This is a genomic window from Aeromonas sp. QDB39, from assembly GCF_027707585.1.
GTDB classification, from domain to species: domain Bacteria; phylum Pseudomonadota; class Gammaproteobacteria; order Enterobacterales; family Aeromonadaceae; genus Aeromonas; species Aeromonas hydrophila.
Genome location: NZ_JAPCIV010000004.1, coordinates 1 through 21,059 on the forward strand (window position 1 = coordinate 1; position 21,059 = coordinate 21,059).

General features: G+C 55.8%; 30 protein-coding genes and 1 pseudogene. 28 read left to right on the plus strand and 3 right to left on the minus strand.

Translation table 11 applies throughout. The features are described 5' to 3' along the window. Positions 1 to 140: 140 nt before the first annotated feature. The gene (locus PG899_RS03100; RefSeq protein WP_024945106.1) at positions 141 to 344 is read left to right on the plus strand and encodes a helix-turn-helix transcriptional regulator; all 204 of its coding nucleotides are present in this window, start codon (positions 141 to 143) and stop codon (positions 342 to 344) included. 373 nt (positions 345 to 717) lie between these two features. Then, positions 718 to 1,695, plus strand: a complete 978-nt coding sequence (locus PG899_RS03105; RefSeq protein ID WP_239497674.1) for a YagK/YfjJ domain-containing protein — start codon at positions 718 to 720, stop codon at positions 1,693 to 1,695. A gap of 138 nt (positions 1,696 to 1,833) precedes the next feature. On the opposite strand, the gene PG899_RS03110 is transcribed toward PG899_RS03105, so the two are convergent. Continuing rightward, positions 1,834 to 2,178 (minus strand): helix-turn-helix domain-containing protein, encoded by a 345-nt coding sequence (locus PG899_RS03110; protein ID WP_043851830.1) that lies wholly within the window; start codon positions 2,176 to 2,178, stop codon positions 1,834 to 1,836. Positions 2,179 to 2,452: 274 nt separating this feature from the next. On the opposite strand from PG899_RS03110, the gene PG899_RS03115 reads away from it, so the two are divergent. The 23 genes from PG899_RS03115 (at position 2,453) to PG899_RS03225 (ending at position 18,765) form a co-directional block, all read left to right on the plus strand. After that, positions 2,453 to 2,608: a hypothetical protein gene (locus PG899_RS03115; RefSeq protein WP_113721835.1), complete on the plus strand. Its 156-nt coding sequence runs from the start codon at positions 2,453 to 2,455 to the stop codon at positions 2,606 to 2,608. Between the two features lie 51 nt (positions 2,609 to 2,659). After that, on the plus strand, positions 2,660 to 2,851 hold the full coding sequence (locus tag PG899_RS03120) for a hypothetical protein (protein WP_043851829.1): 192 nt from the start codon (positions 2,660 to 2,662) through the stop codon (positions 2,849 to 2,851). A gap of 52 nt (positions 2,852 to 2,903) precedes the next feature. Beyond that, on the plus strand, positions 2,904 to 3,062 hold the full coding sequence (locus tag PG899_RS03125) for a hypothetical protein (RefSeq protein ID WP_179101548.1): 159 nt from the start codon (positions 2,904 to 2,906) through the stop codon (positions 3,060 to 3,062). Between the two features lie 17 nt (positions 3,063 to 3,079). Then, positions 3,080 to 3,766, plus strand: coding sequence for a hypothetical protein (locus PG899_RS03130; RefSeq protein ID WP_077098327.1), 687 nt, complete (start codon positions 3,080 to 3,082; stop codon positions 3,764 to 3,766). A gap of 84 nt (positions 3,767 to 3,850) precedes the next feature. Continuing rightward, entirely contained in the window at positions 3,851 to 4,414 is a 564-nt protein-coding gene (locus PG899_RS03135) for a lecithin retinol acyltransferase family protein (protein ID WP_077098321.1), read from the plus strand. Positions 4,415 to 4,449: 35 nt separating this feature from the next. Next, complete coding sequence (locus PG899_RS03140) at positions 4,450 to 4,875, plus strand: DUF2787 family protein (protein WP_077098325.1); 426 nt, start codon at positions 4,450 to 4,452, stop codon at positions 4,873 to 4,875. 10 nt (positions 4,876 to 4,885) lie between these two features. Then, positions 4,886 to 5,314: a hypothetical protein gene (locus PG899_RS03145; RefSeq protein ID WP_113721836.1), complete on the plus strand. Its 429-nt coding sequence runs from the start codon at positions 4,886 to 4,888 to the stop codon at positions 5,312 to 5,314. Next, positions 5,289 to 5,435: a hypothetical protein gene (locus PG899_RS03150; RefSeq protein WP_225159555.1), complete on the plus strand. Its 147-nt coding sequence runs from the start codon at positions 5,289 to 5,291 to the stop codon at positions 5,433 to 5,435. Before PG899_RS03145 ends, PG899_RS03150 begins: the two co-directional genes overlap by 26 nt. Positions 5,436 to 5,687: 252 nt before the next feature. Beyond that, positions 5,688 to 6,185: a RadC family protein gene (gene radC / locus PG899_RS03155; protein ID WP_042045083.1), complete on the plus strand. Its 498-nt coding sequence runs from the start codon at positions 5,688 to 5,690 to the stop codon at positions 6,183 to 6,185. After that, positions 6,182 to 6,373 carry a hypothetical protein gene (locus PG899_RS03160; protein ID WP_077098430.1) on the plus strand — a complete coding sequence of 64 codons (192 nt, stop codon included), beginning with the start codon at positions 6,182 to 6,184 and terminating at the stop codon, positions 6,371 to 6,373. Before radC ends, PG899_RS03160 begins: the two co-directional genes overlap by 4 nt. A gap of 24 nt (positions 6,374 to 6,397) precedes the next feature. After that, complete coding sequence (locus tag PG899_RS03165; protein ID WP_174218935.1) at positions 6,398 to 6,736, plus strand: hypothetical protein; 339 nt, start codon at positions 6,398 to 6,400, stop codon at positions 6,734 to 6,736. A gap of 115 nt (positions 6,737 to 6,851) precedes the next feature. Next, positions 6,852 to 7,358 carry a hypothetical protein gene (locus tag PG899_RS03170; protein WP_113721837.1) on the plus strand — a complete coding sequence of 169 codons (507 nt, stop codon included), beginning with the start codon at positions 6,852 to 6,854 and terminating at the stop codon, positions 7,356 to 7,358. Next, positions 7,358 to 7,573 carry a hypothetical protein gene (locus PG899_RS03175; protein ID WP_016349977.1) on the plus strand — a complete coding sequence of 72 codons (216 nt, stop codon included), beginning with the start codon at positions 7,358 to 7,360 and terminating at the stop codon, positions 7,571 to 7,573. Before PG899_RS03170 ends, PG899_RS03175 begins: the two co-directional genes overlap by 1 nt. Continuing rightward, entirely contained in the window at positions 7,570 to 7,932 is a 363-nt protein-coding gene (locus PG899_RS03180; protein ID WP_113721838.1) for a hypothetical protein, read from the plus strand. Before PG899_RS03175 ends, PG899_RS03180 begins: the two co-directional genes overlap by 4 nt. A 79-nt stretch (positions 7,933 to 8,011) precedes the next feature. Next, positions 8,012 to 8,554, plus strand: coding sequence for a hypothetical protein (locus PG899_RS03185; protein WP_021140794.1), 543 nt, complete (start codon positions 8,012 to 8,014; stop codon positions 8,552 to 8,554). A 1-nt stretch (position 8,555) separates the two neighbouring features. Beyond that, entirely contained in the window at positions 8,556 to 8,912 is a 357-nt protein-coding gene (locus tag PG899_RS03190; RefSeq protein WP_113721839.1) for a hypothetical protein, read from the plus strand. 84 nt (positions 8,913 to 8,996) lie between these two features. Then, on the plus strand, positions 8,997 to 9,311 hold the full coding sequence (locus tag PG899_RS03195; RefSeq protein WP_113721840.1) for a hypothetical protein: 315 nt from the start codon (positions 8,997 to 8,999) through the stop codon (positions 9,309 to 9,311). 2 nt (positions 9,312 to 9,313) lie between these two features. Next, complete coding sequence (locus tag PG899_RS03200; RefSeq protein ID WP_270696981.1) at positions 9,314 to 9,727, plus strand: type IV toxin-antitoxin system YeeU family antitoxin; 414 nt, start codon at positions 9,314 to 9,316, stop codon at positions 9,725 to 9,727. A 436-nt stretch (positions 9,728 to 10,163) separates the two neighbouring features. Next, a complete protein-coding gene (locus PG899_RS03205) occupies positions 10,164 to 12,014 on the plus strand; it encodes a class I SAM-dependent DNA methyltransferase (protein WP_113721841.1) in 1,851 nt (616 codons plus the stop codon). Then, the gene (locus tag PG899_RS03210; protein ID WP_113721842.1) at positions 12,004 to 13,323 is read left to right on the plus strand and encodes a restriction endonuclease subunit S; all 1,320 of its coding nucleotides are present in this window, start codon (positions 12,004 to 12,006) and stop codon (positions 13,321 to 13,323) included. Before PG899_RS03205 ends, PG899_RS03210 begins: the two co-directional genes overlap by 11 nt. Position 13,324: 1 nt before the next feature. Beyond that, positions 13,325 to 14,368 (plus strand): DUF4917 family protein, encoded by a 1,044-nt coding sequence (locus PG899_RS03215; protein ID WP_113721843.1) that lies wholly within the window; start codon positions 13,325 to 13,327, stop codon positions 14,366 to 14,368. Positions 14,369 to 14,422: 54 nt separating this feature from the next. Beyond that, a complete protein-coding gene (locus PG899_RS03220) occupies positions 14,423 to 15,460 on the plus strand; it encodes a Fic family protein (RefSeq protein WP_197725299.1) in 1,038 nt (345 codons plus the stop codon). 206 nt (positions 15,461 to 15,666) lie between these two features. Further along, positions 15,667 to 18,765, plus strand: a complete 3,099-nt coding sequence (locus PG899_RS03225; RefSeq protein ID WP_077097228.1) for a type I restriction endonuclease subunit R — start codon at positions 15,667 to 15,669, stop codon at positions 18,763 to 18,765. 54 nt (positions 18,766 to 18,819) lie between these two features. Here PG899_RS03225 and PG899_RS03230 read toward each other — a convergent pair whose 3' ends face one another. Both PG899_RS03230 and PG899_RS03235 read right to left on the minus strand, forming a co-directional pair. Next, positions 18,820 to 19,104 carry an acyl-CoA synthetase gene (locus PG899_RS03230; RefSeq protein ID WP_113721844.1) on the minus strand — a complete coding sequence of 95 codons (285 nt, stop codon included), beginning with the start codon at positions 19,102 to 19,104 and terminating at the stop codon, positions 18,820 to 18,822. Between the two features lie 170 nt (positions 19,105 to 19,274). Further along, positions 19,275 to 19,463, minus strand: coding sequence for a DUF3283 family protein (locus tag PG899_RS03235; RefSeq protein WP_101618200.1), 189 nt, complete (start codon positions 19,461 to 19,463; stop codon positions 19,275 to 19,277). Between the two features lie 115 nt (positions 19,464 to 19,578). Here PG899_RS03235 and PG899_RS03240 point away from each other — a divergent pair, with 115 nt between their 5' ends. From PG899_RS03240 to PG899_RS03250, 3 genes and pseudogenes are all read left to right on the plus strand, one after another. Further along, the gene (locus PG899_RS03240) at positions 19,579 to 20,022 is read left to right on the plus strand and encodes a LexA family protein (protein ID WP_107979087.1); all 444 of its coding nucleotides are present in this window, start codon (positions 19,579 to 19,581) and stop codon (positions 20,020 to 20,022) included. Next, positions 20,003 to 20,263, plus strand: a pseudogene (locus PG899_RS03245) (Y-family DNA polymerase); the annotation flags it as partial. The gene PG899_RS03240 and the pseudogene PG899_RS03245, both read left to right, overlap by 20 nt. Positions 20,264 to 20,349: 86 nt before the next feature. Beyond that, a complete protein-coding gene (locus PG899_RS03250; protein WP_155292460.1) occupies positions 20,350 to 20,901 on the plus strand; it encodes a hypothetical protein in 552 nt (183 codons plus the stop codon). Positions 20,902 to 21,059 lie beyond the last annotated feature (158 nt).

Below are 21,059 nucleotides of genomic sequence, written 5' to 3' on the forward strand. Positions count from 1 at the left end.
CGATCTATCAACCATCTGAGGGTGGTATCAGATTGATGGGGTGAAGGTGCCCCATCAACCATTAAATCCGTATACCCCTTTTTTTTCACTGGCCCGCTCTTCTGATGAAACAACCCACTACATCATCAGGAGTACACACCATGAACAACACCATCAAAGTCCTGCGCATTAAGGACCTCACCAACAAGATTGGCATGGCCAGGTCTACTATCTATGACTGGCTTAACCCCAAATCTCCTCGTTATGACGAGACATTCCCCAAACCCTTCAAGATAGGTCAGTCCTCTATTGGCTGGTTTGAGCACGATGTTGACAGCTGGCTTATTGGTAGAAGCCAGTCTTGAATGTTCTTTTCCATCCCTAGTGAGCTCCATAACTTCCAGTGTTATAAGTCATGCCTTGATAGGATAATGGATTAGGGAAATAACCATTCCTTCTTATATATGTTTTTTGGTATTTTCGTAGGTGAGGCAGGCGTATCACGTTTAGGTATATTTATTATTTAATATCACTTCTATTCAATACTATTCCTACGCTATGTACAGCCACCCATAAACAACCAATAACCATTACCACTATCGCGTACCATTACACCACTCCCATGTGGTGGTCATGCTACCACCAGCATAGTTAGCCAATACCACTCCACTAATCGCCCCTATATGCGCGTGTGTCTATCACACAGCGTAGGGTTACTCCTGCCTAAGCGAGGCCATCATGTTTAATTCAATTAAGCTATTAGATATCCTTACACTTACCGATAAGCTCCAGCATATGACATTCCCGATTGTCAGGGCTGTTTATTCAGCCCCAGGTAAGTCATACATCACTTGCGTTGACCGTAGGCTATCAACCAAACTCTTTAATGTATTGGATACTGTGTGTGATTATTTTTATTGTCATGAGGAGGTATCGTCAGCGCATCCAACGGTATCGCTATTCCTAACGCATATGCGAGAGATTTATGGATTGCACCTCATCCATGAGCGATATCTCGATAGTGATGTCGGTGACGAATTAGCCAGGGATATCAATAACGCGCTGTATGCGTTTCTAAGAGAGTTCAAGAGTAAGGCGCACCGTAAGTGCCTCAAGAACCTTGAACGCGTTGAGAGCCGCAATCAGCGCAGTATAGCGACGTATGTTAATAGCCTATTCGACCAGCATGCCAAGCTATTAGTCATCCGATTGGATATCGGCTATCACGAAGACTACTACGACCAGCTCACGTTAGACCTCGTGACGGAAGATCGGAATTGTTACCTTCGTCGAGTACAGAACAAATATCCCGCTCTGTTAGGCTATATCTGGAAACTGGAGTTCGGTGTTGATAGACGTTTCCATACCCACATTACGTTCATTTTTAATGGGGCAGTTCACCAACGAGATATCTCGCTGGGTATAGCGCTGGGAGAGGTATGGGAAGATATGTCCGACAATAACGGGAGCTATTTCAATTGTCAGGTCAGGCGGGAGGAATATCGGGAATGGGGAACTGATGGTATTGGGATGGTCCACTACAGCGATACAACCAAGCGCATAAACCTGATTAATGCGCTGAGTTATCTGACCAAGCTGGATACGCAAATATTGGCGGTATTGCCAGCTGGTCGTCGGACCTTCGGGCGTATGGAGAGACCATCACGCCAACCTCGCCTTGGCAGACCTAGGTTATTGTTCTGTCGGTCTGATTGAAAAGGAACTCAGATAGATATTATCAAGGGAGAGTAAACAGATATCGCTGTGAAGCTGCTTGGGAGCGCCATTACGGCCTCCCAAGTTATTGACCCTGGCATCGGGTGTCAGTCAGTCACAGATGCGCACTGCGAGCTGTTAAGGCGCCAATCGTGCCACCAGCTTATCTACCACCTCCAGCACCAGCGCTCTGTCCTCTGTATCGAGCTTAGCCAACTGTTGGCTGAGCACAATGCCTTGTTCGGTGGGGCGGTTGCTGGTCTCACGCAGGAAGTCTGCCAGCTCACACTCAAACAGCTGGGCGAGCTCTGCCAACCGCACCACGGTAGGCACCACTTTTCCCCGCTCCATCCGAGAGACCGCTTCCATCCCGATATCCAGGTGCTCTGCGACTTGATCCTGGGTCAGTCCCGCTTGTTGGCGTTGCCGTCCAATCGCTTTACCGACGCTTTTGGCTAGATCGTCAAAGTTGATGTCTGTCATAAGTCCTCCAGTCAACCTGTATGGTTGGCCATGGACTCATTGACATTAAGGACTCTTTGGGGTGAGGATCACCTCATTAGATCTAATTTAGTGAAGTAGTCACCCCAACATCGAAAGGAGTTCGACACGATCTCACCTCTGGCCACTTTGTTGACTGAGTCTGGTTATCGATCCAGCACTCCCACTGACATTACTCGAATGTCTCGCCTACCCGATAGATTCGCCTTATCGGCCCGGCTTTCTTTTGCCATTTACACATTACAGGAGACTCCTCATGCCATTAGTCCTGATCTGGGTTGGACTTGCTTTATTACTGGGATTTGTTGCGGCTGGTAACGGACGCTCATTCTGGGGCTGGTTCATTCTCGGACTTATAATTGACCCGATTTTAGCCGGATTACTTTACTGGTTGATTTGCAGAGATAGTTGATTATCGGATGCACATGTTAATGGTCAAAATTGAATCATGAAGGTTGGTAATATGGGACTTTGGAAAACGCTTACAACTATAAATGGCAATAGCTTGGGTGGCCTTATCATCAAGCTCATTTATAACGTACCTAAGATGAGCGACAGGACGATTATTGATATTGTTACGGGAAGGAAGTGGGCCCCTGAATTCATCAAAATGTTAGCCGCCAAAGAAGGGGCGCTGCGCTCTCTCAAAATGTGACGAGCCTCGCTTTCACCAAGGAAATTGTATAGCCCCCTCTGACTGCCGGGTGATGCTGCGCAATGACATCGGTGGTCAGCTTGGGGGGACCCATTTCCCACTCAAGCTCAATTACACCGAAAGCTGGCGGCTGGTCATGACCGAGCCGTGCCGATTGAGGGAGGTGACCCTCTTCACCAATCTGGGCAATGCCTCTTACACCATTGAATAACTCGTTTGGAGAGTGACATGACAGAAAAAATCAGACTGGCACTGTGGTGCACATGGTTATCGCTGTTTGCTTTACCGACCTGGGCGGCGCCCCAGTTCACTGTGCCAACGGTCACTAAACGGGTACCGGCCAACGTTGAGGGCACCCTCAATTTCGCCAGCATGCAGTTTTGGATAGAGACCTCGAAAGGGGAACGCATCATGTTGATGCCGCTGGATGAAGATGAGCCAAGGCTCATCCCCAGTGTCAGCCAGCCGGTTTCACTGAACGGCATGATGCTGACCTACTCGGATGGTAGCCGTTACTTCGAACCCTCCTTTGCACCCTCGTCAGCCGCATCAAGTACCGCGTCATTTACCATCGTGAAAAATGACGATTACAACATCGAGATCCGGTATGGGGGTGAGGTACTGCTGCGCACCGATGAATATGACGCCATCAAACTCACGCACCGTTTGCCGCTGCCCAACGGGCAGGCGGTCTTGTTTGAGCTGCACAGTGGCGGAGTGGCATGCCCGGTGCTCTACCAGTTGGCTGTCGCCCAGAAGGGGGCGCTGGCCATGCTTTCACAACCCTTTGGTACCTGCAGCGATGAAGGCAAGCTGACCCCCGCTCCCAACGGTTTCACCCTCGACCTGCCCGGCAATCCTCACCAGCGCTGGGTATGGGATGCCAACAGCTTGACGCTGCGCAAGCAGTCCTGACCACCAGCCGCCACACATTCACCACCATCAGGGCACCTTCGGGTGCCCTCTGTTTTATGCCGCATTTTATTTAAGGAACTGTTCATGCCATTACCACAATCAGGGGACCACCTTGTTTCCCCCCGCACCGGTTACCAGCACCACGGTCTCTATCTGGGGGACCATCTGGTCATCCATTACCAAGGGGTCAGTGCCGGAATACATTCCGGTCAGATAGCTATCACCACCCTTGCCGAGTTTAGCCAAGGGCGGGGCTATCGCATCCAGCACCATAGCGCACGCGCCTATAACCGGGAGGAGAGTATCGACCGCGCTTACTCGCGTCTTGGAGAGGCGCACTACAGCACGCTCTTTAACAACTGCGAGCACTTCGTGCTCTGGTGTATCGAGGGCTTTCACTACAGCAAGCAGATTAGCCAGCTGATTGCCACGGGGTGTATCGCACATCAGGCGCTTCGCACTGTGGCCCATCAGCCCACCCTTGCGGCCCTGCCTGGCATGGCCACCAGCGCGGCACTGAACCCATCAGCAACTACCGCTGTGACCTCCGCAGTCTGTGCGTTGCTGGGGAGCTCGGCCACCTCGCTTGCGGCGCCCTTGGCCGCCACCTACGGCCTCTACCGCGCCTGGCGCTGGTTCAGGGATTGACGGTTATCACATTCGATACGAAAGGACACACCATGATGACCATGCCATTTCACTTGGCAGGGATGGCCCTGCCGATTTCACCCGCGCTACCTGACTTGCTGCGCAGCGCCGTGCGGGAACAACGGCTCGACCTCACCGACCTCTCGACCCTGACCTTCAACTTTCGCAGCCCCGGCTACAGTGCCGAGACGGGTGGCGTCCATCCGGTAGAGCTGCGGCTTATTCGGGGATTGCACGGCTGGGTCTTCGATTACATCACCGACTTCAGTTATCAGGGACTGGGCCAGGATGCCGAGCTCTGCAAGGAGCTCGACTTCAACCTCTCTTGCGACGAGCACTATCTGCAGGGCTGGGGACCACTGCCCGGCGTGGAAGCGCGGGAACTGTTCGCCCTGTGGCAGAGCAATTTCATTAGCTACGCCCAGTTGGGATATTTCACCGTCACGGTCAGCGGGGAGTAGGAGGTGTGTGATGACTAACGAACTGCCGCTCTCCCACACCTCGCGCCAGTGGCTGGGACTGGTCGCCGCCAAGGCCAAGATACAACCGCGCCACCGTGGCCAGCGCTGGTTACTACACCTCACTCCTGATAGCCCCCATGCCCGCACCGTTACGCTGCACCTGCGCTGGTCTGGGGTGCAGTGGCAACTGCTCTCCCTCACCAATGCCGAGGATTGGCGCACGATGAGCCAGCCGATAGATGAAATTTGCGTGGACCCCACTCGTCACTGTTTTTGGCGCAGCCAGGCAGGACCGGTTTCTCTCACCGAGCAACCCCGTGTGTTGGCAAGTTTCCTGGCTGACCTGCAGCGTACCTGCACTAATCACGGTTATCGCGTGGAGAGTGACCCCTTACCGCAAGAGGAGACACACGATGTCCAAACAACCGATAGCCGTTGAGCTGGAAGCCATCAATCGAGAGGGGGAAACTCAGGTGGTGCGTGACAGTGGCCTGACCGTGCAGGACTACAGCGTCTACCTGCGGGCTGTGGAGGGCAGTGGGTTGGCGCTGGCCACCTAGGTAGCTGACTACGACACCATAGGACCGGCCTACCAACTGGCGGAACGGCTGAGCGTTGCGCTCGCTATCCTACTCAACGTACTGGTCCCCGGACCGCTGATGCCGGTGAAGCGCGCCCCTACAGCCGGAACAGGAGCAGAAGCCGCCACCAAGGCCAACTGAACACCCCTCACAGTGAACCAACAACCGCTCTACCTTTAACCCTGACATGCTTTATGTGTGCCGGGGTTTTGTTTATTTGGAGAACCCCACATGCGTTACCACAAACTCAAAGCCGGGGAATGCCCCGGCACCTATGTCGTCACCGAACCCGTGACCGAGCAAGACCTGTTGCGTATCGCCAATCAGATTGCTCGCAAGCGTCTTGCCAAAGGCTCCGCCATCACCAGTACCACAGAGGCCGCTGAGCGGCTGCAGACCCTGCTGCAGGACCGGGAGCACGAAGTGTTTGGTGCACTGTTCCTCGACTCCCAACATCGTGTACTGGCCTTTGAGGAGCTGTTTCGCGGCACCTTGGACAGCGCCAGTATCTACCCACGGGAAGTGGTCAAGCGGGCCATACTGCTCAACAGTGGGGCCATCATCGCGGTGCACAATCACCCCAGCGGTGACCCGGAACCCAGTCAATCTGACAGGGTCTTTACCCAGGCCCTCAAAGAAGCCTTGGCGCTGGTCGATGTGCGATTGCTTGACCATCTGGTGGTCGGTGCTGAGGGCTTAGTCTCGATGGCCGAAAGAGGTCAGCTATGAACCAGACCCCAGGCAAAACCCACCTCACCGCCCTCGATATCCTCATCGAGTTGCGCTGTTGGCTGGCAGACAACGTCGAGATGCAGACCGAGCCCGCCATCGTGGCTCACCTGCCTAACGGCTCCCTGCTCACCCAGGCCGATAGTATCGAGGCTATTGATGCGCTGCTGCATCAGCTGCGCCATTAGTCCGTTCCAAAAGAGAAATGAGCGATGCGATTACCTAACCCCTATTCCCTTGAGGAAACCCTGAGCAAGCTGCGCCATCGTCTGGCTACTGCCTGCAACGAGGAGGCGCTGGCATTACTGGAAAAAGCCGTCACCAAGGCGCGTGATGACGAGGGTTATGCCAGGCAGCTTGAAGAGGCCTTGCTGCGGGGATCCACCATCGAGATCCGCGAATGCCTCAGCTGCTTTGGCGACTACTTCGAGTGCTCCCGAGACGCACCGCCCTATTACCTGCATCACGATGCCGTCAACGGCATTGATTGTGCGCTCTACGCCATCCTGTTTGATGCGGCTTACCCAGACGCAGAGCAGGCGCACGAATAACGCCAGCATCCCCAAACCCGGATCATCCGCGCCAACACCATGATCCGGATATTCCGATCCCCCCAGCAAGGCCACCTCACTACAGGTGGCCTTGTTCATTTCAAGGAGTCACTCAATGTCTGCCTTCATGATTGACCGCAAGGATTACCTAGCCTTTGCCGTGCAGCTACATCGCTTTTGCAATGCCCCCATGCCACCGCACTACACCCTGGAGCTACTGCGCACCCTCTGGTGGCAGCCGCCAGCAGACACGACCAGCACCTGGACGTGGCGGGTTGACCGGCTGGTACGGTTGATGATGCTCGCCAATCGCCGTGCTGTTTGGCATCGCTATCAGCTTGGGCGTCAGCAGGGCCACAAGGAACCACATCAGCACCGCTCGAACAAGCTGGGGCCGCTTAAACCTGCCCATCGTTACCACCAGGCACCACTCACCGATGCCGAACTGGTAGCCCTCTACAAATTCACCTGCTGCGCCCTGTACCAGTCGAGCGAATGGAGCGGGAGTCCTGAGCAGGCCCCACGGCTGGTGAAGGTAATACAGCCGTTGCAGCAGGCGCTGGCGCAAGACGTGCTGACCCGGCTGTCACTGTGGGAGCAAGCACCCTGGGGAGAGATGTGATGGATCTCTACATCACCCTGACAGTGGCAAGCTCGCCACCGAGTTCAATGGCCCACCTAGCCCAACGTGTCGCCGATGACATGGCACACCTGCATCACCGTCTAGGGGATGGGGTGAGCGATGAACTGGGTATCAGTATCAGCTATCTGGTCGAACAGTTTGCGCTGCTGGCAGCTGCTTACCGTTCACCGGAGGAAAAGGAGAAACATCAATGATTGAGTTCAATGACAGCTTTAGCCAGGCCGCCGTCGCGGAGGCCATGTGTGCTCACTCAGGGCTTGCCAAGCTCATCAGTCAGCAGTTGATGCTGCCGGGCTTTGCCTATGCCCACGATGTGGAGGGGCGACGTATTGGTGGCCCGCTGGTGGCCCCCAACCCTGTGTTGCACAAGACCACGCTCTTTGTCAGTCCACGGGATATGCGTGAGCACCTGCCACGAGAGATTAACTTCGCCCGCTTTCGCTGCGCCTGTAATGCAGCGGGTCAGCCGGTCGGTGAGTGGCAACGGGTAATTGTCGGGGCCTACGTCAACCACGGTAGTAATGACAAGCCGGATTGGAGTAGTCACACCTGAGCCACGGCCACCAGCACACACAAGACCCCATACAGCCCCTCACTCCGAGGGGCTGTATGCATTTGAAGGAAGCCCAACCATGCACGACCTGCGTGATTACAAGACCCTGACCGCTCGGCAGATCACCACTGCCATCGGTCAGCTCAACCACAACACCGCGCCGAAGATAATGACCCACCTGGGATTGCGGGCCAGGCAGCCGCAACCACTCGGTAATGGCCGTAGTAGAGCCAAAGCCCTCAAGCTGCTGCGCCGGGTCAAAAAGGCCCACAAGGCGGGGCGTATCCCGTTTGAACTTACAGTGACCGGCTGCCGCATCGACCGGGGTAGCCATCAGGCTGACCGCTACTATTACGACCGAACACTGCTGGCTCAGGGCTGGCAGCAGTACGACACCGAAGAAGATGCGTGGTACTTCGGGGTATGGATTCACACCGAGAAGCTGGAGACCTTTACCTACGCCGAGGGGGATACCAGTCATGTAATTGCACCGAACGTCGAGGCGTTTCGTGCCGAACTGGCGCGGCTCTACCAGTACCACCCGCAAGCCCCGGCCTTTATCAGCATTGACCCGCAAGCAGGCGTTGTGACCCGCCACTTTGAACGCAAGCCGGAGGTGTGAGATGGCTAAGAACATCACCATCAAGGTACCCGGCAAGCATCCGCAAACCGGTGAACTCACCACCTTCGAGCTCAAGGGGCAGCGCATGGATATCAACATCGGTGGGCAGGCCGTGCCTTTCCTCATTCACGGTAGGGGTATCGGCACCTCGCTTACCCACATTCCGAGTGGCTACCGCATTGCACTGCTCGGCGGCTGGCTCACCGCTCGTTACGCAATCCCCGAGAATAAGCCCAGCAGAACAGAGTGCGCCCAGATGGCCATAGATCGACTGGTAGCCCAGTACGGCTCGCTACACCTGCTGGACCGGCTCAATTGCAAACCGGTTATCAATCAGACGGCTGACAGCGCCCGTTGACGCCCCACCGTCTCGCTCATCCACAAACAGCATAAAGTGCCAGCCCTCACAGGCTGGCCCTTTGCATCATTGGAGTCACCGAACATGACCCGTCTTATCACCGGACTCGAGGTGCATCGCTATGCCCCCGAGCTCAACAAACTGCATCTGCGAAACCGGCAAATGCTACCCGCCCCCGGCATCACAACCATCAAAGAGGCCAAAGCATGCCTGTTTGGCCGCTGGCAGCCAGGGCATCAGGTGACCATCACGGTGAGCCACCCTGACTACACCAATCTCTCCCGGCTCTACCGGGGGCGACTGGCAAGCCTGACCGACTTCCCAGCGCATCTGACCAGATTGCGCCAGCGTCACAACGTGCCCGGCACCCGCATCGATATTCAACTGAGGTATCGCTAATTATGACCATGAGCCATTCCACATACTCTGACCCTGCTGCCCACAATTCAGAGTTACAAGTTCCCGCACAAGCCCCCAGCATTAGCTGGGGTCTGCCTAGTGATATCTCCCCACGCTTTGGCGCTCGTCTGATACAGAGTCGCTACCGACTCGATTTTCTATCCGATCGAGCCAGTCTGATAGGTGAATGGAGTGAGGCGCAGATAGCCAATCTCGACCTGGCTTTCCCGGAGATCATCAAGGCACTGGAAGCCAAGCTGCTGACCGGCGAACTGGATGCCCAGCGTCAGCACTGCATCACTATCCAGCACGGCGATTTCACCTGTGAAGCCGATAGCCTGGGTAGCCACGGCTATGTCTACTTAGCCATTTACCCAACGACGAACATGGGCGCCAATCCTGACCGCAAGGCGTGACCACACATCCGCTTGTGGTAACATTTTTGCCCCTACTCGTCCGTGATAAGTGTGTAGGTCGTGGGGAAGGCCAATTCATGGCCTTTCCTTTGTTTTTTTTGCCCGCCAACGTGAGACGTTGACCATTTCATCTCTGCAATAACAACGATGCGCAGTGATCACCTTTCGCGTGACATTACGCATAGTGCTGCGGGGTTCATTTGTATAAACTGCCCGCCAGATAATGGATAGACGACTGACGGGCCGGACTTTTTCTCGCCGATGCATCACCTTGGCTGCATCGCCTTCTGTTGACCCACCACCCTGGATAGGTCCCTGCTGTGCCCGCAAAGCTCGGCATGCGCCGTTCCGTCAGTCTGACAACTTGGCCCGCATCCTCACCTTGGCTTTCGCGCAGGTGGGCTGTGAAGGCAACACGCATTAACCGGAGAACCCCATGACCGACCCCAACGAGCTCAGCCAGGCGCTGCTTGCCGCCGTTCCTGAAGATGGCAGCAGCATCGGTAACCAAGCCTTGATGGAAACCTTGAAAGCCCAATTCAGCGACCTGACCGATGAGGTATTTACCGCCGCACGCGAAGCCCTGCTGGAACAGGGCGTACTGCGCAAGGGGCGCGGGCGGGGTGGTGCTGTGCTTCGGGTGTTGGAAGGCGAAGCCACCGAGACAACACCACGCAAAGCGAAAGCCAGTGGCAGGGCTAAGCAGGCCAAGGATGAGCCGCAAGTTACCGGTATCGAGGGGCTGAAGAAGACCCTGTGGGCTGCCGCAGACAAGCTGCGTGCCGACATGGACGCCGCCGAGTACAAGCACATCGTGCTGGGCCTTATCTTCCTCAAGTACATCTCCGACTCTTTCGCCGCCCGTCGTGCCGAGCTAACCCGCCGCTTTGCCGATGAGAGCGACGAGTACTTCCTCTACGACTGTGACGATGAGCTGCTGGCAGAGGAGCTGGAAGACCGCGACTACTACCGTGAAGTGAACGCCTTCTGGGTACCGGAAGGGGCCCGTTGGGAGGGGTTGCGGGCCCATGCCAAGCAGGCCGATATCGGTAAGCGTATTGACGATGCGCTGACCCTGATCGAACAGGAGAACCCGCGCCTCAAGGGCATCCTCGACAAGCGCTACGCCCGTGCCCAGTTGCCCGATGGCAAGCTCGGCGAGCTGGTGGATCTGGTTTCCAAGATTGGCTTTGGCAGTGATGTCAGTGAAGCACGCGACATCCTGGGGCAGGTCTACGAGTACTTCCTTGGCGAGTTTGCCAGTGCCGAGGGCAAGAAGGGGGGCCAGTTCTACACGCCTGCCAGTATCGTCAAGACGCTAGTGGCGGTACTTGCTCCCCATCATGGTCAGGTCTACGACCCCTGCTGCGGTTCAGGCGGCATGTTCGTGCAGTCGGAGAGGTTTATCGAAGCCCATGGCGGTAAGTTGGGTGACGTCTCTATCTACGGTCAGGAGTCGAATCCGACCACTTGGCGGCTGGCGGCGATGAACCTCGCCATCCAGGGGATGGACTACAACCTCGGGCGCGAAAACGGTGATACCTTCACCCGCAATCAGCACCCTGACTTGCGTGCCGACTTCGTGTTGGCCAACCCGCCGTTCAATATCAGCGACTGGTGGCATGGTAGCCTCGAGGGGGATCCGCGCTGGGTCTACGGCACGCCGCCTGCGGGCAACGCCAACTACGCCTGGCTGCAGCATATGCTCTACCACCTCAAGCCCAATGGCCGTGCCGGTATCGTGCTGGCCAATGGCTCGATGAGCTCGAGCCAGAACAGCGAAGGCGACATTCGCCGTGCCATGGTGGAGGCGGACGTGGTGGAGTGCATGGTGGCCCTGCCGGGCCAGCTGTTTTTCAACACCCAGATCCCGGCCTGCCTCTGGTTCCTCGCCAAGAACAAGACCCGCCGCCAAGGTGAGGTGCTGTTTATCGATGCCCGCAAGCTGGGCACCATGATCAGCCGGGTGCAGTGCGAGCTCGATGAGAGCGCTATTGCCCGTATCGCCGATACCTTCCACGCATGGAAAGGGGACGGGGAGTGCGAGCTGTCTTACGAGGATGTAGCGGGATTCTGCCGCAGCGTAACCCTAGCCGAAATTGCCGAGCACGGCCATGTGTTGACTCCTGGCCGCTATGTCGGCGCCGAAGAGGTGGAGGAGGACGATGAGGCCTTTGCCGACAAAATGACTCGGTTGACCAAGCAACTTGGTGAACAGATGACCAAGGGTGCAGAGCTGGACCAGTTGATTAAGCAGAAGCTGGGGGGGCTTGGGTATGAAATCTGATTGGAAGCTATTGACTCTTGGTGATGTGACTACGTGGTCTTCTGGAGGTACCCCTAAGAAAGATAATCCTGAATATTGGAACGGGGATATTCCGTGGATTAGTGCTAACTCTATGCATAGCACTAGACTGGGAGCTTCTGATCTAAAAATAACGCAACTAGGCTTAGATGCGGGGTCTCGACTGGCCGAATCAGGCTCGGTGCTACTGTTAGTCCGAGGTGGTGCTCTTCATAATCGTATTCCTGTAGGCATAGCAACAAGAGATGTTGCGTTCAATCAAGATGTGAAGTCGCTAAAGGCAAAAATTGAATTCATCACTCCATGGTATTTGCTTTTTTGGCTAATGGCACATGAACGATTTTTGCTCTCGTCAGTAGTTGAATATACTGGTATAGGTGCTGGCAAACTGGATACAAGACGTATGCAGTCGTTACCATTTTGGGTGCCACCACCAAATCAACTAAGCGCTATTGAAAGCTTTGCAAAGTCACTTGATGATCGCATCGCCCTACTGCGCGAGACCAACGCCACGTTGGAGGCCATCGCGCAGGCACTGTTCAAGTCGTGGTTTGTTGACTTCGACCCGGTCCATGCCTGTGCTCGTGGGGAGCAACCTGCTGGTCTGACACCCGAGGTTGCATCCCTGTTCCCCGACAGCTTCGAAGAGTCCGAACTTGGTATGGTGCCGAAGGGGTGGACGGTTAAGCCCGTGGGGGATGCAGTTGAATGCATTGGTGGCGGGACGCCGGATACAAAGAAACCTGCATTCTGGGAACCTGCTGAGCATTCTTGGACAACTCCAAAGGACTTGTCTGGTCTGCAGTCACCGGTGCTTTTGCAGACAGAACGCAAACTCTCGTCAGAAGGCTTGGCAAAAGTAAGTTCCGGGTTGTTACCAACAGGAACTTTGTTGATGTCGTCTCGAGCACCTATTGGTTATCTTGCTATCACTCAAATGCCAGTAGCAGTGAATCAGGGCTATATCGCCATGCCGCTCGGAGGGCAATTGCCGCCACTATATATGCTGTTTTGGTGTCGTCAGAACATGGAGATGATTAAGAGTCACGCCAACGGTTCGACTTTCATGGAGATTAGCAAGAAGGCATTCCGCCCTCTACCCGCTCTGGTTCCATCCAAAGAAGTCATCGTTGAGTTCATGAGAATTGCCGAACCTTTGTTTGCTCGCTTGGTAGAAAATCAAAAGCAAGCCCAAACCCTCGCTACCTTGCGCGACACCCTGCTACCCCGTCTGATCTCCGGTCAACTGCGCTTGCCGGAGGCAGAGGCTATGGTCGAAGGGGCAAGCTGACGTGGCAGATATAAGGGGGTGGCATGAGATACAGGCCGATTACAGGGACACCCTGATTGTGGGCAATGGCGGCAGTGTCGCTGTCAATCCCTGTTTTCGTTACACCAACCTGTATCAGCAGGGCTGTGAGCACGGATTTATCCGCCCTGCCGCACAGCAGGTGTTTGATCAATTCGCCAAGAATGACCGTGATTTCGAACGAGTGTTATATCGCCTATGGCAGGCTGACTATATCAATCAAAAGTTTGAGCTGGCCAAAATCGAGCGTGACAAAGTTCGCAACGCCTATACAGATGTGCGGCGGGCGCTGATCGATACCGTAAAAGACATTCATCCAGACAAGGCTATCAGTGACCAGCAAGGGCTTGCCCATATTGGCCGCTTTATGGCAGGTTTTTCGACGGTATTCAGCCTCAACTACGACTTGATAGTCTATTGGGCATCACTTAATGCTCGCCAAGCCAATGGTTGGCGTTTTGAGGACGGGTTCACCATTGATAAGACGCGCGCGACAGACCCCAAATTGATCAAGCAATGCTTCAACGCGTCATTCCCTGCTGAACTTGAGCCCGGAGTGACCAGAGTCTTTTATCCTCATGGCAATCTTGCGCTCTACCGAACTCAAGGTGGCGAGGAAAGTAAGCTGATGGCCGACAATAGCGACCCATTAAGCCTTATCACCCAGTACTGGCGTGATAATGACGGTCAACCTCTGTTTGTGTGCGAGGGCTCGTCAGAGAGCAAGATCGCCGCGATAAACAGCTCCCGATATCTTTCCCATGTGTATCAACATGAATTACCTCGCCCCAAAGACAGCATGACTATTTATGGCTGGAGCATTGGCAAACAGGATCGTCATATTCTTGAGCAGCTGGCGTTATCACCATGCCGTCGCGCCGCGGTGTCTGTGTTTGCTGGTAACAAGACACCAAAAAAAATTGAATCCGAAAGGGTGCATATGGAAAAAATGCTAAATGATGCGGGCATCAAGGAGGTTGTATTTTTTGATGCCACCAGTGCGGGGTGTTGGAACCATGCTGACTAAAAGAGGTGACTGCTGATGTCATTTGATCGTAACCAGCCCTATAACGACCTGCCATTGCTGCCCCCCATCATCGAGCTGGAGACCAAGGCGGTGTTGAAACAAGCCATCGCGGCCAACCGGGTATTGGCCAATCTGCGCGGGCTGGCGGCCAAGATCCCCAATCAGGGGCTGCTGATTAACAGCATCATCTTGCAAGAAGCGCGGCTCTCATCGGAAATCGAGAATATCGTCACCACCAATGACGAGCTGTATCGCGCCGCCGCCAACCGCGATGGCAAGACAGATCCTCACACCAAAGAGGTGCTGCGCTACCGTGAGGCGCTCTATCATGGCTTCCATTCGCTCAAGGATCGCCCGCTCAATACCAACCTGTTTATTGAACTGGTTCGGCTGATTAAACAGGTGGATATCGGCATTCGCGCCATCCCCGGTACGGCCCTGAAGAGTGACCGAGGTGAGGTCATTTATACCCCACCCGTTGGAGAGCAGGTGATCCGCGACAAGCTGGCCAATCTTGAGCAATTTATCCATGCCGAGGATGAGCTGGACCCGCTGGTCAAGATGGCGGTGATGCATTATCAGTTCGAGGCGATTCACCCCTTCCCCGATGGTAATGGCCGTACCGGTCGCATCCTGAACCTGTTGTATCTTGTTGAGCAGCAACTGTTGGATATCCCGGTGCTCTTTTTGTCGCGCTACATCATCGCCAATCGGCAGGAATATTATGCCGGCCTACGGGGCATCACCGAAGCGCAGCAATGGGAACCCTGGGTGCTGTTTATGCTCAGGGCTGTGGAGAGCACGGCACAACAAACCTTTGAGCAGGTCAATCGCATCCTGAGTTTGATGGAAGAGGTGCGCGAGCGGGTGCAGCGGGAAGCGGAGGCCATCTATAGCAAGGATCTGGTCGAACTGATTTTTATGCAGCCCTACACCAAGATCGGGTTTCTGGTCGATGCCGGTATTGCCAAACGCCAGACGGCCTCTCGCTATCTGCAAACACTGGCGACGATGGGCATCTTGCGGGAAGAGCAGGTTGGCCGTGAAAAGTACTACATCAACGATGCGTTGTTCGCCGAGTTGACCCGCTAACCGATCAGGGTGACGGGATCGACATATCACCATGACGTGTCGATTTTTCGGCTTTTTTTAAACATATTTTCGCAACCTGTCGATCCCATCGACAGATGGGGGTGACGAGTCGATATGTCACCCGTTGTGACGCTGAGCAGGTTGGGCATACCCGAATGGCAGAGGCCATGGGGGTGCCAGGGATCGTCTTGAGGGATTGAGCAACAATGACCGAAGATCAGTTGGAACAAGAGGTGCTGGGGTGGCTGAGCGAGGTGGGCTATCGCGTGGTGTGTGGCTACGATGTGGCCCCCGATTCTGATAACCCGTGGCGTGAGCAGTTCCAGCAGGTGCTGCTGAGCGAGCGCTTGCGGGAGGCGATTGCCCGGCTCAACCCCTCCGTGCCGCTGGTGGCGCGTGAAGATGCGCTGGCGCAGGTGGTCAATCTCGATACCCCGGCGCTGCTGTCGGCCAACCGGGCATTTCACCGCTTGCTGGTGAATGGGGTGCCGGTGCAGTACCAGCGCGATGGCGAGACGGTGGGGGACTTTGTCCGCCTCGTTGACTTCGAGCAGCCCACCGCCAACGAGTGGCTGGCCATCAACCAGTTCTCTATCAAGGGGCCCAAACACACCCGCCGCCCCGACATCATCCTCTTCATCAACGGGCTGCCGCTGGTGGTGCTTGAGCTCAAGAACCCGGCCGATGTGAATGCCGACATCTGGAAGGCGTTTGATCAGCTGCAGACCTACAAGGAGCAGATCCCCGACCTGTTTCAGTACAACGAGATCCTGATTGCCTCCGATGGTAGCGAGGCGCGGATGGGGTCGCTGTCGGCCAATGCCGAGCGCTTTATGCAGTGGCGCACGGTGGATGGGGTCAACCTCGACCCCTATGGCGAGTTTGGCGAGCTGGAGACCATGGTGCGCGGCATTCTGACCCCGGCCATGCTGCTCGATTACCTGCGCTTTTTCGTGTTGTTTGAAGACGATGGCCGCTTGGTCAAGAAGATCGCCGGTTATCACCAGTTTCATGCCGTACGCGCGGCGATCACCCAGGTGGTGGCGGCGTCGCGCCCCGGTGGTAGCCATAAGGGCGGGGTGGTGTGGCACACCCAGGGCAGCGGCAAGAGCATCACCATGACCTGCTTTGCGGCGCGGGTGATGCGCGAGGCGGCGATGGAGAACCCGACCATCGTGGTGATCACCGACCGTAATGACCTTGATGGCCAGCTGTTCGGGGTGTTTTCCCTGTCGCAAGATTTGATCCGCGAGCAGCCGGTGCAAGTGGAAACCCGTGGAGATCTGCGCAGCAAGCTGGCCAATCGCCCCTCCGGTGGCATTGTGTTTGCCACCATTCAGAAGTTTATGCCAGGCGCGGATGAAGACAGCTTTCCAGTGCTGAGCGAACGAGCCAACATCGTGGTGATTGCCGATGAGGCGCACCGTACCCAGTACGGCTTTAATGCCACACTCAAATTGCCCAACCAGATTGCAGAAGGGGCAGCGCGCTATCAAGTCGGCTATGCCCAGCACTTGCGCGACGCACTGCCCAACGCGACGTTTGTGGCCTTTACCGGCACTCCGGTATCGAGCGAAGACCGAGATACCCGCGCGGTGTTTGGCGACTACATCCACATCTATGACATGCAGCAGGCCAAGGAAGATGGCGCGACTGTGGCGATCTATTACGAGTCACGCCTCGCCAAGTTGTCGCTCAAAGCTGACGAACTGACCCACCTAGATGACGAAGTAGATGAACTGGCCGAGGATGAGGAAGAGAGTGAGCAGGCCAAGCTTAAGTCACGCTGGGCCGCACTGGAGAAGGTGGTGGGCAGCAAGCCTAGGATAGAGCGGGTGGCCGCCGATCTGGTGGCCCACTTCGAGGAGCGCAATCAGGCGCAGCATGGCAAGGCGATGATGGTGGCCATGAGCCGCGAGATCTGCGTGCACTTGTATGATGCCGTGGTGGCCCTGCGCCCCGACTGGCATGACCCGGACCCCGACAAGGGGGCCATCAAGATCGTGATGACCGGTAGCGCCTCTGACAAGGCGTTGCTGCGCCCCCATATTCATCCAGCCTTGGTCAAGAAACGGCTGGAGAAGCGGTTCAAAGACCCGAGTGACCCGCTCAAGCTAGTCATCGTGCGCGACATGTGGCTGACCGGCTTCGATGCGCCCTGCGTACATACCCTTTATGTGGACAAGCCGATGAAGGGCCACAACCTGATGCAGGCGATTGCACGGGTGAACCGGGTGTTCAAGGACAAACAAGGCGGGCTGGTGGTCGATTACATCGGGATCGCCAACGAGCTCAAGAGCGCCATCAAGGAGTACACCGCCAGCAAAGGACGGGGCAAGCCGACCGTCGATGCCCATGAGGCCTACGCGGTGTTGGAGGAGAAACTCGATATCCTGCGCGCCCTGCTGCATGGCTTTGATTACAGCGACTACCTCACCGGTGGCCACAAGTTGCTCGCCGGGGCCGCCAACTTTATTCTTGGCCTTGAGGATGGCAAGAAGCGCTTTGCCGACAACGCGCTGGCGATGAGCAAGGCGTTCACGCTCTGCTGCACCCTTGACGAGGCCAAGGCAGTGCGGGAAGAAGTGGCCTTCTTGCAGGCGGTCAAAGTGTTGTTGACCAAGAAGGCGATCTCCCAAAAGAAGAAAACCGACGAAGAGCGCGACTTGGCCATTCGCCAGATCATCGGCAATGCGGTGGTATCGGGCGATGTGGTCGATGTGTTTGAAGCGGTGGGGCTCGACAAGCCCAATATCGGCCTGCTCGATGATGAGTTTCTGGCCGAGGTGCGCAACCTGCCGGAGCGCAATCTTGCGGTGGAGTTGCTGGAGCGACTGCTGGAGGGGGAGATCAAGTCGAAGTTCGCGACCAACCTCTCCCAGGAGAAGAAGTTCTCGGAGATGCTGACCAAGGTGATCGCACGCTATCAGAACCGCTCCATCGAAACCGCACAGGTGATCGAGGAGCTGATCGACATGGCCAAGAAGTTTGCCGCCGTAAGCAAGCGGGGGCAGGCCTTGGGCCTTAACGATGACGAGCTCGCCTTCTATGATGCGTTGGCCAACAACGAGGCGTCAGTGCGTGAGCTGGGGGACGAGATACTGGCCAAGATAGCCCATGAGCTGACAGCCAACCTGCGCCGTAGCGTGACCGTGGATTGGAGCAGCCGCGAAAGCGTGCGCGCCAAACTGCGGCTGATGGTCAAGCGCATCCTGCGCAAGTACAAGTACCCGCCAGACCAGCAGGAAGAGGCTGCTCAGCTGGTTCTGGCGCAGGCAGAGAGCTTGTGTGAGGTGTGGTGTTGAGTGGGGGAGGCGCGAGCCTCCCTCACCTTATCTATCAAGATGTGTAGATATGGCTTACTTCAGTATGACGCTGCCTGAAGGTATCTGGTTGGCCTCTTCGAGGCTCAGGTAGCGTGGGCCTTGTACGCTGGCCAGTGACTTGAATAACCACGGATGCGGCTTTAGCCAAGCTTTGGTGTCTTCGTAAACGTCTCCACCGACCACGAAGTAACGACCATCACACCCGTCATCGTGTAGTTCATTGGCATCAGGTGTCGAGAGTTTCAGCTGGCAGCCTTCGATGACAACCACGACTTGAGACTTGTAAACCCCAATGACGGTGGAGATTTTGTTGGCCATATCACTTGAAACCCGCCAAGCGCTAATGGCGCCCTTGTAAGCACCTCGGCTGGAGTAGGTCTCTACCAAGTTGACTACCAATGCCGTCACAATACGTACCTCGTTAAGTTGTTTGGAATGCGGTTTGTTGCTAGTGACCTGCATAGCCACCGATGAACGTGTTGATAGGGTCAGCGCGACTTGAAGTAGGCGACCTTTTCAAGGAAGTAGCGACCCAGTTCACCTTGATGTTGGTTCGCTTCGCTTTCTGCGCTGGCCAAGTGACCGTTGCGCTCCTTCCATACCGCGTATGCGGCGGCCTTCTCGACCTCGACCCGTTCTTGCTGCTCTTTCGGTAGGGCACACAGACTGTGACTCATACTGACCTCTTTGTTATTTGTTGACACCATGGTACGCCATCACTGTCATGTGGGGCTTGCGCTGGTTCAAAGGTGGTGCGCTATAATGACTGTATATAAATACAGGCGTTTTACCATGAAGCTGTTAACCCCAGACCTATCACCCGCCGAGGTGACCATCCCGCTGTTCTTGCACCGCGCCTCTTGCGGCTTTCCCAGCCCAGCCAGCGACTATCTGGAAGGGAAGTTGGACCTCAACACCCACTGCGTGGCCCACCCTGCAGCAACCTTCTATCTGCGTGCCGAGGGGGAGAGCATGACCGGGGTCGGCATCTTTCCCGGTGACTTGCTGGTGGTCGATAAGAGCCTCACCCCGCGCAATGGTGATGTGGTGATTGCACTACTCGATGGCGGCTTCACGGTAAAGACCTTGCAGCTCAAGCCGAGGTTGCGGCTGTTGCCAGCCAATCCGGCGTTCGCGCCTATCGACCCTTGTATGAGCCTCTCCCTGGAGTTGTTCGGAGTGGTCACCCATGTGATTGGCAATCTGAGGCAGCGTGATGGCTATAGCGCTCGTTGATGTAAACAACTTCTACGCCAGCTGTGAGCGGTTGTTTCGCCCTGAGCTGCGTGGCCGCCCGATCGTGGTGCTCTCCAACAACGATGGATGCGTGGTGTCGCGCAGCCCCGAAGCCAAGGCGATGGGTATCAAGATGGCCGGGCCCTACTTCAAAATCCGCGAGCAGTTCGAGGCGCATGGCGGTGTGGCATTCAGCTCCAACTACGCGCTCTATGGAGACATGTCTGGCAGGGTGATGAGCATGAGTGGGACGACGACGCGCCGGACTGTGGCGATGACCCCTTTGCCAATGACGAGGCTTTCGCACGTTGGCAGGATCATCATGACATGGCCGATCCGGATGAGGTTGCCAGGGTTGAGCAACTGCTCGATAACTCAAGCCTTAAGCAGCTCTATCGCAAGCTGGCTATGACGCTGCACCCGGATCGGGAGCAAGACCCGGTCAAGCGTGAAGAGAAGAGCCGCCTGATGGGCGAGCTCAGCCATGCGTGGGAAACGCGGGATATGTTTACTCTGTTGCACCTGGCTCACACCCATCTGCCCGAGGCAGACAAGCTGCTGAGTGAAGAGAATCTGGTGGCCATCAATCCGGCGCTCTGGCAGAAAAAACGTGAGCTCGAGATCTGCTTTTATAGTGGCCCGGAGGGAGTGCAAGGGGTTATCTTGCACAAGTTTAAACAGCGCTCGAAGAAGAAGACCGATCTCGCGTTCGAGGAGCATCAGCACTATCTACAGCGGGATATCAAGCAGTTGCATGGACAACTGGCGACCATCACCACCCTTGCAACCCTCAAACCCTATCTGGCCGAGCGCTGGGACGCACGTCAGCACGCCATCTGGGATGAAGAGCCGGACTTTGATGAGATCTTCTTTCGATAACACTTTTTCGAAAACACATTTTTTGAAAACACCTATTTCGAAAACAAGAGAGAGCCAATGGCTCTCTCTTGTTTTGGGTAGCTTGAAGGATGTCGTGGCAATGAGACATCCAGATGAGTGCTATCGAGGCGCTGGACAGCCAAGGGCGCATGGAACAC

Coding starts and splice junctions, on each gene's coding strand:
- PG899_RS03100 (WP_024945106.1), top strand. CDS start 141: ATGAACAACACCATCAAAGTCCTGCGCATTAAGGACCTCACCAACAAG.
- PG899_RS03105 (WP_239497674.1), top strand. CDS start 718: ATGTTTAATTCAATTAAGCTATTAGATATCCTTACACTTACCGATAAG.
- PG899_RS03110 (WP_043851830.1), bottom strand. CDS start 2,178: ATGACAGACATCAACTTTGACGATCTAGCCAAAAGCGTCGGTAAAGCG.
- PG899_RS03115 (WP_113721835.1), top strand. CDS start 2,453: ATGCCATTAGTCCTGATCTGGGTTGGACTTGCTTTATTACTGGGATTT.
- PG899_RS03120 (WP_043851829.1), top strand. CDS start 2,660: ATGGGACTTTGGAAAACGCTTACAACTATAAATGGCAATAGCTTGGGT.
- PG899_RS03125 (WP_179101548.1), top strand. CDS start 2,904: ATGCTGCGCAATGACATCGGTGGTCAGCTTGGGGGGACCCATTTCCCA.
- PG899_RS03130 (WP_077098327.1), top strand. CDS start 3,080: ATGACAGAAAAAATCAGACTGGCACTGTGGTGCACATGGTTATCGCTG.
- PG899_RS03135 (WP_077098321.1), top strand. CDS start 3,851: ATGCCATTACCACAATCAGGGGACCACCTTGTTTCCCCCCGCACCGGT.
- PG899_RS03140 (WP_077098325.1), top strand. CDS start 4,450: ATGACCATGCCATTTCACTTGGCAGGGATGGCCCTGCCGATTTCACCC.
- PG899_RS03145 (WP_113721836.1), top strand. CDS start 4,886: ATGACTAACGAACTGCCGCTCTCCCACACCTCGCGCCAGTGGCTGGGA.
- PG899_RS03150 (WP_225159555.1), top strand. CDS start 5,289: ATGTCCAAACAACCGATAGCCGTTGAGCTGGAAGCCATCAATCGAGAG.
- radC (WP_042045083.1), top strand. CDS start 5,688: ATGCGTTACCACAAACTCAAAGCCGGGGAATGCCCCGGCACCTATGTC.
- PG899_RS03160 (WP_077098430.1), top strand. CDS start 6,182: ATGAACCAGACCCCAGGCAAAACCCACCTCACCGCCCTCGATATCCTC.
- PG899_RS03165 (WP_174218935.1), top strand. CDS start 6,398: ATGCGATTACCTAACCCCTATTCCCTTGAGGAAACCCTGAGCAAGCTG.
- PG899_RS03170 (WP_113721837.1), top strand. CDS start 6,852: ATGTCTGCCTTCATGATTGACCGCAAGGATTACCTAGCCTTTGCCGTG.
- PG899_RS03175 (WP_016349977.1), top strand. CDS start 7,358: ATGGATCTCTACATCACCCTGACAGTGGCAAGCTCGCCACCGAGTTCA.
- PG899_RS03180 (WP_113721838.1), top strand. CDS start 7,570: ATGATTGAGTTCAATGACAGCTTTAGCCAGGCCGCCGTCGCGGAGGCC.
- PG899_RS03185 (WP_021140794.1), top strand. CDS start 8,012: ATGCACGACCTGCGTGATTACAAGACCCTGACCGCTCGGCAGATCACC.
- PG899_RS03190 (WP_113721839.1), top strand. CDS start 8,556: ATGGCTAAGAACATCACCATCAAGGTACCCGGCAAGCATCCGCAAACC.
- PG899_RS03195 (WP_113721840.1), top strand. CDS start 8,997: ATGACCCGTCTTATCACCGGACTCGAGGTGCATCGCTATGCCCCCGAG.
- PG899_RS03200 (WP_270696981.1), top strand. CDS start 9,314: ATGACCATGAGCCATTCCACATACTCTGACCCTGCTGCCCACAATTCA.
- PG899_RS03205 (WP_113721841.1), top strand. CDS start 10,164: ATGACCGACCCCAACGAGCTCAGCCAGGCGCTGCTTGCCGCCGTTCCT.
- PG899_RS03210 (WP_113721842.1), top strand. CDS start 12,004: ATGAAATCTGATTGGAAGCTATTGACTCTTGGTGATGTGACTACGTGG.
- PG899_RS03225 (WP_077097228.1), top strand. CDS start 15,667: ATGACCGAAGATCAGTTGGAACAAGAGGTGCTGGGGTGGCTGAGCGAG.
- PG899_RS03230 (WP_113721844.1), bottom strand. CDS start 19,104: ATGGCCAACAAAATCTCCACCGTCATTGGGGTTTACAAGTCTCAAGTC.
- PG899_RS03235 (WP_101618200.1), bottom strand. CDS start 19,463: ATGAGTCACAGTCTGTGTGCCCTACCGAAAGAGCAGCAAGAACGGGTC.
- PG899_RS03240 (WP_107979087.1), top strand. CDS start 19,579: ATGAAGCTGTTAACCCCAGACCTATCACCCGCCGAGGTGACCATCCCG.
- PG899_RS03250 (WP_155292460.1), top strand. CDS start 20,350: ATGGCCGATCCGGATGAGGTTGCCAGGGTTGAGCAACTGCTCGATAAC.